Here is a 12,941-nt window from a genome sequence, read left to right on the forward strand (position 1 = left end):
GAGAAGCGAGCACAAATATGCGATTGATCCAATTTGAAACCGCCACCGGCGAGCGCTGCGTGGGCGTGGTGGAAGGCGATTACGCCCTGCAGGTGCAGGGCGCTGGCAGCACCCGCCAGCTGGCCCTGCAAGCCATTGCCGCCGGCCGTGACCTGGCCGCTGAAGTGCAGGCTGCCGGCCTGGGCGAGCGCCACGACTACCTGGCCCTGCTGGCCGAAGGCCGCGTGTTGCCACCACTGGACCACCCGGACCCGGCGCACTGCCTGGTCACCGGCACCGGGCTGACCCACCTGGGCAGTGCCGCAACCCGCGACAAGATGCATCAGCAGCAGGCCGAAGGCGCGGTGACCGACAGCATGCGCATGTTCCAGTGGGGCCTCGATGGCGGTCGGCCGCCGGCAGGCCAGGAGGGCGCGCAGCCGGAGTGGTTCTACAAGGGCGACGGTGGCATCGTCGTGCGCCCTGGCGCCGACCTGCCGCTGCCGGCGTTCGCCGAGGATGCCGGCGAGGAGCCAGAGCTGGTCGGGCTGTACCTGATCGGTGCCGACGGCACGCCTTACCGCCTTGGCTATGCGTTGGGCAACGAGTTTTCCGACCATGTGATGGAGCGGCGCAACTACCTGTACCTGGCCCATTCCAAGCTGCGCGCCTGCAGCTTCGGCCCAGAGCTGCGCCTGGGTGCGCTGCCGGCTCACCTGGAAGGCACCAGCCGCATCCTGCGCGACGGCCAGGAGCTGTGGCGCAAGCCGTTCCTCTCGGGCGAGCAGAACATGTGCCACAGCTTCGAGAACCTGGAATTCCACCACTTCAAGTACACCCAGTTCCTGCGCCCCGGCGATATCCACGTGCATTACTTCGGCACCGCCACGCTGTCGTTCGCCGACGGCATCCAGGCGCGCCCGGGCGACACCTTCGAAGTCAGCCTCGACGCCTTCGGCCAGCCGCTGCGCAATGGCATTGCCGCCGCGCCCGGGCAGGTTCGCCCCGGGGTGGTGAGAAGCCTTTGAGCCCGCTGCCAGCCAGTTGCTGAATCGGGGCCGCTCTGCGCCCCTTTCGCGGGCTCGCCCGCTCCCACAGTTACCCTGTAGGAGCTGGCTTGCCTGCGATGGGCTGCGCAGCAGCCCCCTTACCGCCATGAGCATCTGAACCGTCTTTCTCAATTACAGGAGCCAACCATGTCTGGAAGCAACTTCATTGGCGGCCAGCGCAGCGCTGCCGGCAGCGTGCGCCTGCAAAGCCTCGACGCGCGCACCGGCGAAGCCCTTCCGCAGGCCTTTGCCCAAGCCACCCCGGAGGAAGTGGACGCCGCCGCCCAGGCTGCCGAAGCGGCCTTCGCCGAATACAACGCCCTGGCGCCGCAGCGCCGTGCGCAGTTCCTTGATGCCATTGCCGACCAGCTGGATGCGCTGGACGACACCTTTGTCGCCACCGTGTGCCGCGAAACCGCACTGCCGGCCGGGCGCATCCAGGGCGAACGCGCGCGTACCAGCAACCAGATGCGCCTGTTCGCCTCGGTGCTTCGTCGTGGCGACTACCTGGGTGCGCGCATCGACCGCGCCCAACCCCAGCGTCAGCCGCTGCCGCGCCCTGACCTGCGCCAGTACCGCACCGGCGTCGGCCCGGTAGCCGTGTTCGGCGCCAGCAACTTCCCGCTGGCCTTCTCCACTGCTGGGGGGGATACCGCCGCAGCGTTGGCCGCTGGTTGCCCGGTGGTGGTGAAGGCGCACAGCGGCCACATGGCCACTGCCGAACGGGTCGCCGAGGCCATCGAGCGGGCGGTAGTAGCCACCGGCATGCCCGCGGGCGTGTTCAACATGATCTACGGTGCCGGTGTCGGCGAAGCGCTGGTGCGCCACCCGGCGATCCAGGCCGTGGGCTTCACCGGTTCGCTCAAGGGCGGCCGTGCGCTGTGCGAGCTGGCTGCAGCGCGCCCGCAGCCGATTCCGATGTTCGCCGAAATGAGCAGCATCAACCCGGTGCTGGTCTTGCCTGAGGCCTTGCAGGCCAGGGGCGAGCAGGTAGCCAGGGAGCTGGCCGGTTCGGTGGTGCTGGGCTGCGGGCAGTTCTGCACCAACCCCGGGCTGGTCATCGGTATTGCCGGCGAGACGTTCAGCAACTTCCTGGCGGCCCTTGGTGCGCAGCTGGCCGACCAGCCCGGGCAGACCATGCTCAATGCCGGAACATTGCGCAGCTATGCCCAGGGCGTGCAACGCCTGCACCAGCACCCGGGCGTGCGTCATCTGGCCGGCGCCGACCAGGCTGGCGACCAGGCGCAGGCGCAGCTGTTCCAGGCGGATGTGAGCCTGCTGCTTGACGGTGATGCGTTGCTTCAGGAGGAGGTGTTCGGGCCGGCCACGGTGGCCGTGGCGGTGGCCGACGAAGCCGAACTGCGCCGCGCGCTGCAAGCCTTGCACGGGCAGCTGACGGCGACGCTGATTGCCGAGCCACAAGACCTGCAGCGCTTCGCCGCGCTGGTGCCGCTGCTGCAGCGCAAGGCCGGGCGCCTGCTGGTCAATGGTTACCCGACCGGTGTCGAAGTGTGTGATGCCATGGTGCATGGCGGGCCATACCCGGCCACGTCCGATGCCCGTGGGACCTCGGTCGGCACCTTGGCCATCGACCGCTTCCTGCGGCCGGTGTGCTACCAGGACTACCCGGATGCGCTGCTGCCCGACGCCCTGAAAAACGCCAACCCGCTGGGCCTGCAACGCCTGGTCGACGGCCAGCATAGCCGCGAGGCGCTGGCCTGACGCCAATGGCTTCGGCGTGGTACCGCTGCACCCGCCCGGGTAGGCCCGGGCGGGTTGTCAGATATGCGGCCAGAACGCCAGCAGCAGTCCACCAGCGATAAGCAGGGCGCCACTGTAGCGGCGCCAGGCCGCGCCCAACCGCAACACTTTCTCCGCCAGAACCAGCATCGCCAGCGCGGCCATGCCCCACAGGCTCATGGCGCCAACCACCAGCAGCACCAGCATCAGCGCCCAGCAGCAACCGATGCAGTACAGGCCATGCTGCAACCCCAGTCTCCAGGCGCCGCCAAGGCCCGGGTGTACATGGTGCTGAAGAAAGAACAGCGGGCTCTGGCAATGCTCCAGGCAAGCGGCCTTGCCCTGGCTCATCTGGTAGCCACCGGCCAGCAGAAGCAGTAGCGCACCCATGAGAGGTGGCAAGCGCAGGGTCATGGGATCGAGCCAGCCAAGCCATTCGCCAAGGGCCTGCAGCAGGGTCATCAGCAGGGCGAAGCCACACCAGAGCAGTGCATAGGCCGCGCAGAACAGCAGCAGCTTGAATGGGCCGGCGCTGTCGCGCACCAGGCAGCGTCGGTAAAGCAGGAACACCGGCAGGGCGGCCGGCAGCATCATCGCCTGCATCATCGCCAACCACATCAGCAGGGTCAGCGCGCCCTGGCGCGACCACCAGGCGGTGGGTGGCATCTGCATCTCGCCCATCGCCGCCATGGTCGTTGCCTGCTCGACGTGCCACCACCAACCCAGCGCGCTGATCATCAGCACCAGCGCGCCGGTCAGCAGCGCGCCCGGGGCTGGCCAGCGGCTAGCCGCGGATGATGCCATTTGGCCCCATATCCAGGTCGTAGAGCATGGCGTTGCGCCCGGCATAGTCCAGCTTCACCGCCCCGGAGCAGTTGAAGGTGGCGCTGGCGCAATCCGTCTCGCCGAACTCGAAGCCCTCTGGCAGCACCAGCCTGGCCCGGTGCACCGATCCGTCCACGGGGTTGCGGATCGGCTCGGCCCGGCCATCCAGCACCCCGGGCACGTGGATGCTGGCGGTCAGTGCGGCGCGGTCGGTGTGCACCTCAACCGGCACGAACTGCGGTGCGTGTATGGTCTGCACCGTGCTGGCAAAAATGGCGAAGAAGGCCGTGGGTTCCTGCTCCTGGCCGCTGAGAATGGTCAGCAATGCCTGGCGCTGGGCATCGTTGGCGCGTTCATCGATAAAGGCCTGGCATTGCCCACCGCCTTCGTGGATGGGCCCAGGCCAGGCGAAGGTGCAGGCCACATTCAAGCCGGCCAGCGACACCTCGTCGAAGTACCCCTCCTCGATGTGATAGCCCACTGCCGCTTCGCAAGTGCCATGGGTGGGCAAGGCATTGAACTGGCAGGGGCAGCCATAATCGCAGTTGCAAAGGTCGACCCCTGCGCCGCGCAATCGCCAATCGACATAGGCCATGATCCTATCCTCGCAAACAAGTGCCACTTGTTAGTTTAGTTCCGGATCATGCCGCCATATTTAGATAGATTCGGCATCTGACGCGGGCCATATAAAACCACTGCTTCAAAGCATCGGCCTTCTCAGTCAGATGGGGCAGTGCGGGATTCACGGTCAATGTCCTCCGGCCAATGAACCTTGGGTGCCAGGCAATGCATGTGGCTCAGGCCATCGTCATCGTTCCAGTCACGGGGTGGATGTACGAACTTCGGCAGGGCTTCGGGGCCTTGCTGCATGAATAGTCGGGCGATAGCCCAGTAGGCTTCGCCGTGGTAGAGGTCGTGAGTGAAGAACACGCGGTCGATGACTTCGTTGGTTTCCGGGTTGCGTACCGACAGCATGACGTTCTCGATCAGGCCGCCGTGGCCGGGTGCGTAGACTCGGTAGACTTCGGCGGTTACGTCGTCCCAGTTGTAGGCGACCGGTTTGACGCCCCAGCGTTTGCGACTGAAGATGAATATGCGGTCATATCGAAACTCATAGATATATATCTTTTGGCGAAGTCGATTGAAGCGGATAGGCTCGTCTCTAGGAGCAACCAGATCAAGTTTAATGTAAGGAATCAAAGACCATGATAGTACTGGGGTGATAATTGCCAATGACAAGCTCATCAGCCAATCGTCACGCAAAAAACTCCAGTACATGTAAAGCGTTATTCCAAGAAGAAGAAGCAAACCTGCAGCACCGATTAGGAATGTCAAACCTCGAAGGATGCTGCTGCTCCGTGGCAACTCTAGAAACACATCATCGAAATAGTTAGGGGCCGGTTTCACGCTCGCCCACCCAATTCGCCATTTTGGCACTTCGCCCACCTTCGGCAGGTCATAACTCCAGCCCAAAGCACGCTCCCACAAAACTTTTCCATCACGCTTCACTCGTTAACCTCCCTGACACAAATCTCAACGTACCCACTTGGCAAGCTCCGATCCGGCCAGTACATCACCAACAGCGTAGCTGCCAGGATCGTGTGCTTTCCTATAGTCGCCATGAGCGATATCGAGCCAGAAATCTCTAACTGACAGAGTCCGGTAGGGTAAGGTTTTCGCTTCTCGCTGATTGAATAATTGCGGTCGTGATCGGGTATTCGCGGTGATGTAAAGCTCGAAAATGAAGAGGACGGTGATAGAGGCTCTTCAGTGGTCGCAAAAAAATTGCCCGAAGCAATAGTTTCCCCGCCAACGTAATCAGGGTGATTGCCGTCACCGTGACGATGTACAATCAATTTCCAGCGATATCCCGAGGACCGCTCATCGTACATAGGCAATGTGATCAATAATCTTAGCTTTCTAATTATTTCGGCGCTAATCAAGCCACCGATTTTCAGAAGACCTGGATCAGTTGCCAAGAGCGATTCAAAATTCAACTTTGCCTTAGTGCCTAGTGTGGCAGCATTGAGTTCGGCAAACGCGATATCCGCATGTTCTGGTACATTCCAATGGATGATCGGTATTTCGTCTGCTTTTCCAAAGCAGCACCGCCTTACCCAGCGTTCCAAATCAATTGATTCATTTTCCTGAGCCAGTTTGCTTAGTTGATAAGCAGCAAGCGTGAAGACAATCGCCAGCCCCAGCGGACCGACAACCAAGGGTTGGAGTACCGCAAGACTAAACGCTACAGCGCCAGAGCCATACAAGAGGGATGAAAAAAGATGTTGGTTCCTCGCTGTTTCATCACCCGCAGAGGCGGTTCGTCTGGTCGCATTAATTGCCTGGGCCGCATCAAAGACCCCTGCAACCGCACTCACCAAAGCACCAAGCCTTATCAAGGCCTCCCCTGTGGCTGCTACACCCTTTGCTCGTGCCAAATTCAGTGGACCAGCACTTGATCTCAAAATGAGCCCAACCAGTTCGACTTGCCCTCCCAATAGGCCCAACTGGGATCCTTGCAACGCCAACCTGGCCTCATACGCCTTGGGCCCAATCTCCGTTTCCGCCTTTTCCTGATTCCTGCCCAGGCTGTCCTGCTGTAAATACAACCCGCCTATCGCCAGCAATAACTCCCAACTACCTGCCACACCACGTAAACCGGAGAACCCGGTCCGTACTAACCTGGCAGCCTGCTGCGATGTGATCTGCATCCCTTGAAACAACTTGCGCGCATTTGTCTCCAACGTCCCCGCTGCCACCGAGATATCCACCAGGGCAAGCTGCGCCGCGCTGCTCGCCTGGGTCACGCCCATGCTGGCCTCCTTGAACAACCGCCCATGCACTTCCTCAGCCTTGCCCTCGACCCACACCGTCACGCTGATCATCGAATTGGTGAACCGTGGATCGAGCACGGCCAGGCTCATCAGCCCATGCTGGATGATCGGCCGCACCTTGCGCATGGCCTTCATCGAGCCAAACTCGAAGTCATCGATATTGCGGTGCATCCGGTCCCGCGCCTCGGCGATCGACGCGTTGGCCTTGTGCTGCAACTCCCGGAGGTGGGCACTCTGCAAGGCGTAGTACTCGCCCAGCTTCATCTTCACTTCCAGCTCGATCAGGTGGACGCCGTTGTAGAGAAACTGCGTGGCACTGTTCAAATGCCGCACAGCCTTCTGAATACCTGGCGACAGACATGGCGCCAGCCGCTGACTGGCCGCATTGAGCGCACCCTGCGTTTCCGCAATGGCCTGCTTGAGGGTATTGCGCGTGCGCAGGCCGGCGTCATCGCTGGCGATGATCTTGCTCAGCATGCCGTAAAGCTTGTCGCTGTCGTTCCAGTTGATCGCTTCTGTGGCGGAGAAACTGGGCAGCAGCCCGGCCAGCAGTGCCTGGTCGCGCATCAGCAAGGCACGATAGGGCGGGCTGTCAGGGTCCTGCAGCCATTTCAGCCAGAGCAGTTCGCTGGTGCCGGAAGCGGGAACACGCGGTTCAAGGCGGGGGACGACAGCTTCCGTAACCCCACCGCCCAGGCACAGGGCCATGGTCTTGGCGTAGGCCACCCCGGACTCACGATCGTTACCGTCGTAGTCGTACGCCTCGGCCACCTTGAACATGGGCGTATCGAACAAGGCAACGTACGCCTTTGCGTCCTTGTCGATGTAACGCTGAAACTCGCGTTCCTGCTGCTCATATTCAGCCTGGAACGCGGCCCGCTGCGGTTCGTGGTAGCGCTCTTCAAGCCGCTCGTCACTCTCCTGCTGCGCACGCTCGACCAACAGCTGCCGCTCGACTGCCGGGTCGGTGAACACCGGCGGCCCATCACCCGTCATCGGTTCCAGCGACGGCACCTTCTGCGCCGCCCATTCCCTGTGCGTGGCACGAATGATCTGCAGGATCTGCGAGGTCTGCAGCTGATAGGCGCGCATCGGGTCTTCACGCCAGGCCTGACGCTTCAGTACCCAGGTCAGGCGCTGATGGTTGTACTCCTGAACCAGCCCGACAGTGTCGTCGAGCACCACTGCCAGCACGCCGTTTTCCAGCTTGTGCCGGTTGATCGCATTGACCAGATACCCTCGCAGGGCGAACCGGCGCAACCAGCGGCTGTGGAAGCCATGCGCACTGTCGAAGGGGGCACAGCCATGCTGGGCGTACTCGAACACCTGCTGGTCGACCCCAAGCTTATCGGGCGTCATGGCGATGCCCAGCAGTTCGGGATTGTTGCGCGCCTGGATCAGGTCCAGGCCCTCGAAGCGATGCGCAGGCGCCGCGCCGCTCTTGTAGGCGTTCAGCACGCTCACCGGCCAGGCATCACTGGAAAAGGCCAGCCAGGCGCTGTCATATTTTTCAGTATCGATGGTGAGAAAGGCCGAAGGAATGTCGTGATCTGCGTTCACGCATTTTTCGGGCAGCGGCGAAGGCGGGCCATCTGGCGGCTCGTAAGGGTTGAAGCGGCGCAGATGACCTTGCTCGCTGACGGCATAGGCATGCCAGACCTGCTGGTCGAGCAGCACATACAGGAAGCCCCTGCGCAAGGTGCGCAAGCCGATCTTTGTCGAGATATGCCTGTTATCCGCCACGGTGGAGACACACTCGGGGCGGGTATCCGGCACCAGGGCGCGGCGCAGCGGCAGGATCGGCAGGCCCTGGCGCTCGCAGAACATGCACTGGTCGTGCGGCAGCCCGGCTTCGGCGATCGCGAGGGCAATACGTTGGCTGATGGTCATGAGCGATCCTCGTGTTGGACAGGTCCTTGTCGACCCCTGAACACTAACGGGGAATCGCTTTCCAGAGAGGCTTTGGGCTTCCCAAAACCTTGTAGGAAACGTCTCTGAATAATGGTTTAGCTCTATATGGGGTCATGATCGGTACCCCGGCCTTTTGCGCCACCTGTCGAGCCCAAGGCACTGCTGCTGGCCGTTTTCCGTCCGATCTGTATGCGCGATCAACGCGCAAACCCAGGAGAACGTCCATGGCAAACGATCAGAATGACCCCGGCCCCGAGCAAACCGAATCCCAGCCCGGCAGCGGTGACAGAGAGGTCCCGCTACCATCGGATGACGAAGGCCCGATAGAAGAGGAGATGGAGGACGTGCAGGCAAACAATTCGGTTTCTGCCGAGCACCCGCAGCCTCGGTGACGGAATTGGCCCGGAACGAATGTGGTTCACACCTTTCTTGCGAGGTAGGCAGCGATGAGCCCCAACCCGAATGCACAAGGCGGCACGAACCCGGACATGCCCACTTCACCCGACCCGGCCGTTGACCCCGACCGCCCGACCATACCCGACCCTGACGACGACCCGCTCATGAACGAAGAGGAGGGTGGTGATTGGCAGGAGGAAGACAGCTTGGCTGATGACGGCAGGCAGAGCGTGGAGCAGCCTGCGGTAGACCTGGATCAGCGCAGGGAGTGACCATTGATAGGGCAGGGCCCTGTGGGAGCGGGTTTCCCCGCGAAGAATCCGACACGGTGTATGGCACCGGCTACGCCGGTGTTCGCGGGTGAACCCGCTCCCACAGGTACTGCGGCTGCCTTGAAGGTTGTGGTAATCCTGTAGGAGCGGGCATGCCCGCGAAGAATCCAACGCGGTGCATGGCACCGGCTACGCCGGTGTTCGCGGGTGAACCCGCTCCCACAGGTACTGTGGCTGTCTTGAAGGCTGTGGTGATCCTGTGGGAGCGGGCATGCCCGCGAAGAATCCAACGCGGTGCATGGCACCGGCTACGCCGGTGTTCGCGGGCATGCCCGCTCCCACAGGTACTGCATCTGCCTTGAAGGCTGTAGTGATCCTGTAGGAGCTGGCTTGCCTGCGATGGGCTGCGCAGCAGCCCCAATCGACGCAGCCCTGGCATGCGCGCCGGCGTATCACCCCCGTCGCAACGCAGCCGCCAGCCCCACGGTCAGGATCACGGCACAAAGCATTGCCAGGCTGATGGCAATTGCGACACCCCAGGCATCGAGCAGCCCTGCCAATACCAGATAAAACGCAATCACCCCCACCGCCCCAATCGCATTGCCCCGCACCATCGCCGCCATTCCGGCACGGCCAGTCTGCACATGGGCGAACACCACCAGCGGCCAGGCAATCACCGGGATCGGCGCCAGCATCCCGCTGGTCGCCGGGCCCAGCCAGTTGGCCAGGCTTGTGGTGACCATCAGCAACGAAGTGGCAGACACCATGCGCAGAGGGATTTCCCAAAATCGATGCCGGGGCCGGACCAGGGTGTCCGGCCTGGGCTCGCGGCCGCTGGCGCGTATCAGCACGCCGATCAGCACTAGCGCCACGGCAATCGACAGGTACAGGTTGCCCCCGTGGGTAAACGCGTAGGCCGCGACGCCATAGAACAGCATCGCCAGCAATACGGCCCAGCCGATGCCGAGCCTGCGTGTGGCGAACAGGTAGAAGGTGTACGTGGCCTGCACCGCCGCCAGGCCGCCCAGCGCGCCGGGCACCGCACCCAAGGCAAAGGCCGTGCCCTGTTCCAGGCACAGGAAGGTCATTACCAAGGCCGAAGTGATCGGAAGGCCGGACAGCAACCCGCCGAGCAGGCCGCCCCAGCGACGCGAGGCGAGGGAGATGGCCCACATCAGGAGCGGGGTGACGATCAGCTTGAGGTAGAACAGGGTCATCGCAGGGCTATCCAGATGTGCGAAAGGTGCGCCCGCCGTCGATATGGGTAGGGCGCAGATGAATCAGCTGCGGCTGGCCTCCAGCGCCTGGGCCAGGTCGGCGATGATATCGTCGCTGTGCTCGATGCCGATCGACAGGCGCACCATGTCCCGTGGCACGCCGGCCTTCTCCAGTTCCTCGTCATTGAGCTGGCGGTGAGTAGTGGAGGCGGGGTGGCAGGCCAGCGACTTGGCGTCGCCGATGTTCACCAGGCGCACCACCAGCTGCAACGCATCGATGAAGCGCGCACCGGCCGCCTGGCCGCCCTTGATGCCGAACGACAGGATCGACGCCGGCTTGCCGCCGGTGTAGCGCTGGGCCAGTTCATGCTCGGGGTGGTCGGGCAGCCCTGCATATTTCACCCACGCCACCTGCTCGTGGGCTTGCAGGTAGCGGGCGACCTTCAGCGCGTTCTCGGTGTGGCGCTCCATGCGCAGGGCCAAGGTTTCCAGGCCTTGCAGGATCAGGAAGGCGTTGAAAGGCGACAGCGCGGCACCGGTGTTGCGCAACGGCACCACCCGGCAGCGGCCGATGAAGGCGGCGGGGCCGAAGGCTTCGGTGTAGGTGACGCCGTGATAGGACGGGTCGGGGGTGTTGAGCAGGGCGAAGCGTTCCTTGTTGTCGGCCCAGGGGAACTTGCCGGAGTCGATGACGATGCCGCCGATACTGGTGCCGTGGCCGCCGATGTACTTGGTCAGCGAGTGCACGACGATATCGGCACCGTGCTCGAACGGCCGGCACAGCACCGGGGTGGCCACGGTGTTGTCGACGATCAGCGGCACACCATGGCGGTGGGCGGCCTCGGCCAGCGCGGCGATGTCGACGATATTGCCGGCAGGGTTGCCGATGGACTCGCAGAACACCGCCTTGGTGCGCGAATCGATCAATGCTTCGAGGGCGGCGATGTCGTCATGGGCGGCGAAGCGGGTGTGGATGCCCATGCGCGGCAGGGTGTGGGCCAGCAGGTTGTAGGTGCCGCCGTACAGCTTGGCCACCGAGACGATGTTGTCGCCGGCCTCGGCGACGGTCTGGATGGCGTAGGTGATGGCCGCCATGCCCGAGGCCACCGCTAGCGCGCCAACCCCGCCCTCCAGGGCGGCCATGCGCTGCTCGAGCACGTCGTTGGTGGGGTTCATGATGCGCGAGTAGATGTTGCCGGCCACCTTCAGGTCGAACAGGTCAGCGCCGTGCTGGGTGTCGTCGAAGGCGAAGGAAGTGGTCTGGTAGATCGGTACAGCCACTGCCCGGGTAGTCGGGTCGGGGCTGAAGCCTGCGTGGATGGCGAGGGTTTCCAGCTTCATGCAATCGTTCCTTGAGCGTGGGTGGAGCGATCGAGCATGTGGCGGGGGAAGGGTATGGGTCAAGCGTGAACGCGCGATGGGCTGCCCGGCAGCAGCCCATCGCGTTCAAAGGTGCTTCTACTGGTCCTGGCGGCGTACCTGCATCAACCACTGCCCCAACTGCCAGGCGCCGCCTACCGCGATCAGGCCCGCCACTGCACGCCAGTCACGGAAGAACAGTCGCATCGCGTTGATGGTGGGCGGTGCGTCGCTACTGCGGACGTAAATGCGGATCCGCGAGGGTTGTGGGGCGGGATCGGTCTCCACGCTGTCGTGTTGCGACAGCGAAGCTGGGTTGACGCCCTCTTGGATGATCAGGTAGTCACGGCCCTGCTGCGCCACGCGGGCGTTGATCTTTTCCTTCTTCAACTGCTCGACCAGGCCTTTGGTGACGCTTTCGATCTGCTGATCCACGGTATGGACGAAGTCCAGTAACTGGGCGCCACTCACCTTTGGGTCGGCGGTAAACGCCAGCGGGCCGGCGTTGAGGGTGGCGATTTCTATGGGTTTGTTCATTCTCAGCTCCTTGCCGAATCCGGCGACAGCAGGCCGGCGCGCTGCTGCGCGCCGGCCGCAGCTTCAGGCGTGTTCCAGAACCCTGCCAAGGCGCTCCTGGCGGGCAGCGATCAACCGTTGGGTAGCCTCGTAGGATACTTTGGTCACTTCGGAGTAGGTGATGGTCAGTTTGATATTGGCGCCGTCCATGCGCGCAGTTGCGGTTGCGCAGTTCATGCCACTGGGGAACTTGATCTCTCTTGGGCCGACAACGACGTTGCTGCTGATGACTTCACCCAGCTGTACTTTCTGGAACAGCCCCAGGTAATAAGTGGGTGTCACCTTGAACTGAGCCTGGCCGCTACCGACCACATCCGGCTTGAACACCGAACCCTGCCCGCTCATGCCGATACCCAGGTTGGCAGGCAAGTTCGATTTGTTGTTGATCTGGATGCTGTCTCCGGGCGCGGAGCCGCTACCCAGCACCAGTTGCTGGACGTTGTCCTTGAACACACAGTCCCAGACCGATCCGAGCTGCGTCGACAGCGTCTGGCTGGCCTTGTACACCCCGACGCCACCGACCTGCCGATAGTTGGCGATCACCACGTTGTAGTCGATGGTCCACTCCACCCCGCTGAAGCCCTGGGTGGGCACGGTGGTCTGCTTCCAGGACACGCTGTCGAGCCCTACCGAGCTTGGCAAGGTCTGGTAGACCGCGAGGGTCCAGGTATCGTTGGTCTGGTTGTCGAAGTCTACATAGTAGTCAGTGCTCATGATGCTCTCCTTGTCATGTGGGCCGAGCGTGTGGGGTCACGCGCTCGGCCCGGTGACAGGAGCATCGAT

At 62.9% G+C, this 12,941-nt stretch carries 12 protein-coding genes; 4 read left to right on the forward strand and 8 right to left on the reverse strand.

From position 1 onward, the window contains the following. Window positions 1-17 precede the first annotated feature (17 nt). Together araD1 and GEV38_RS11100 are read left to right on the forward strand one after the other, a co-directional pair. Complete coding sequence (gene araD1 / locus GEV38_RS11095; RefSeq protein ID WP_054572969.1) at window positions 18-1,007, forward strand: AraD1 family protein; 990 nt, start codon at window positions 18-20, stop codon at window positions 1,005-1,007. 168 nt (window positions 1,008-1,175) lie between these two features. Continuing rightward, window positions 1,176-2,750, forward strand: coding sequence for an aldehyde dehydrogenase (NADP(+)) (locus GEV38_RS11100; RefSeq protein WP_054572968.1), 1,575 nt, complete (start codon window positions 1,176-1,178; stop codon window positions 2,748-2,750). Window positions 2,751-2,807: 57 nt separating this feature from the next. Here GEV38_RS11100 and GEV38_RS11105 read toward each other — a convergent pair whose 3' ends face one another. The 4 genes from GEV38_RS11105 to GEV38_RS11120 form a co-directional block, all read right to left on the reverse strand. After that, entirely contained in the window at window positions 2,808-3,572 is a 765-nt protein-coding gene (locus GEV38_RS11105) for a DUF2182 domain-containing protein (protein WP_173895813.1), read from the reverse strand. Beyond that, window positions 3,553-4,188 carry a DUF1326 domain-containing protein gene (locus GEV38_RS11110; RefSeq protein WP_054572966.1) on the reverse strand — a complete coding sequence of 212 codons (636 nt, stop codon included), beginning with the start codon at window positions 4,186-4,188 and terminating at the stop codon, window positions 3,553-3,555. Before GEV38_RS11110 ends, GEV38_RS11105 begins: the two co-directional genes overlap by 20 nt. Window positions 4,189-4,310: 122 nt before the next feature. Next, window positions 4,311-5,102 (reverse strand): DUF6708 domain-containing protein, encoded by a 792-nt coding sequence (locus GEV38_RS28030; RefSeq protein ID WP_235891302.1) that lies wholly within the window; start codon window positions 5,100-5,102, stop codon window positions 4,311-4,313. Further along, complete coding sequence (locus GEV38_RS11120) at window positions 5,099-8,317, reverse strand: T6SS effector BTH_I2691 family protein (RefSeq protein WP_173895815.1); 3,219 nt, start codon at window positions 8,315-8,317, stop codon at window positions 5,099-5,101. The genes GEV38_RS28030 and GEV38_RS11120 overlap by 4 nt, the downstream gene beginning before the upstream one ends. Window positions 8,318-8,562: 245 nt before the next feature. Between GEV38_RS11120 and GEV38_RS11125 the strand changes: the two genes are divergently transcribed. Both GEV38_RS11125 and GEV38_RS11130 read left to right on the forward strand, forming a co-directional pair. Continuing rightward, entirely contained in the window at window positions 8,563-8,730 is a 168-nt protein-coding gene (locus GEV38_RS11125) for a hypothetical protein (RefSeq protein ID WP_160320193.1), read from the forward strand. Between the two features lie 96 nt (window positions 8,731-8,826). Then, a complete protein-coding gene (locus tag GEV38_RS11130; protein WP_170978830.1) occupies window positions 8,827-9,006 on the forward strand; it encodes a hypothetical protein in 180 nt (59 codons plus the stop codon). A gap of 452 nt (window positions 9,007-9,458) precedes the next feature. Here GEV38_RS11130 and GEV38_RS11135 read toward each other — a convergent pair whose 3' ends face one another. The 4 genes from GEV38_RS11135 to GEV38_RS11150 all read right to left on the reverse strand — a co-directional run bounded on the left by GEV38_RS11135 (window position 9,459) and on the right by GEV38_RS11150 (window position 12,872). After that, complete coding sequence (locus tag GEV38_RS11135; RefSeq protein WP_054572963.1) at window positions 9,459-10,223, reverse strand: hypothetical protein; 765 nt, start codon at window positions 10,221-10,223, stop codon at window positions 9,459-9,461. Between the two features lie 63 nt (window positions 10,224-10,286). Further along, window positions 10,287-11,564: a bifunctional O-acetylhomoserine aminocarboxypropyltransferase/cysteine synthase gene (locus GEV38_RS11140; RefSeq protein ID WP_015269919.1), complete on the reverse strand. Its 1,278-nt coding sequence runs from the start codon at window positions 11,562-11,564 to the stop codon at window positions 10,287-10,289. Window positions 11,565-11,681: 117 nt separating this feature from the next. After that, a complete protein-coding gene (locus GEV38_RS11145) occupies window positions 11,682-12,119 on the reverse strand; it encodes a hypothetical protein (protein WP_054572962.1) in 438 nt (145 codons plus the stop codon). Window positions 12,120-12,182: 63 nt separating this feature from the next. Then, window positions 12,183-12,872 carry a hypothetical protein gene (locus GEV38_RS11150; RefSeq protein ID WP_046614039.1) on the reverse strand — a complete coding sequence of 230 codons (690 nt, stop codon included), beginning with the start codon at window positions 12,870-12,872 and terminating at the stop codon, window positions 12,183-12,185. Between the last annotated feature and the right edge of the window lie 69 nt (window positions 12,873-12,941).

The organism is Pseudomonas sp. 13159349, assembly GCF_013305685.1.
GTDB classification, from domain to species: domain Bacteria; phylum Pseudomonadota; class Gammaproteobacteria; order Pseudomonadales; family Pseudomonadaceae; genus Aquipseudomonas; species Aquipseudomonas asiatica.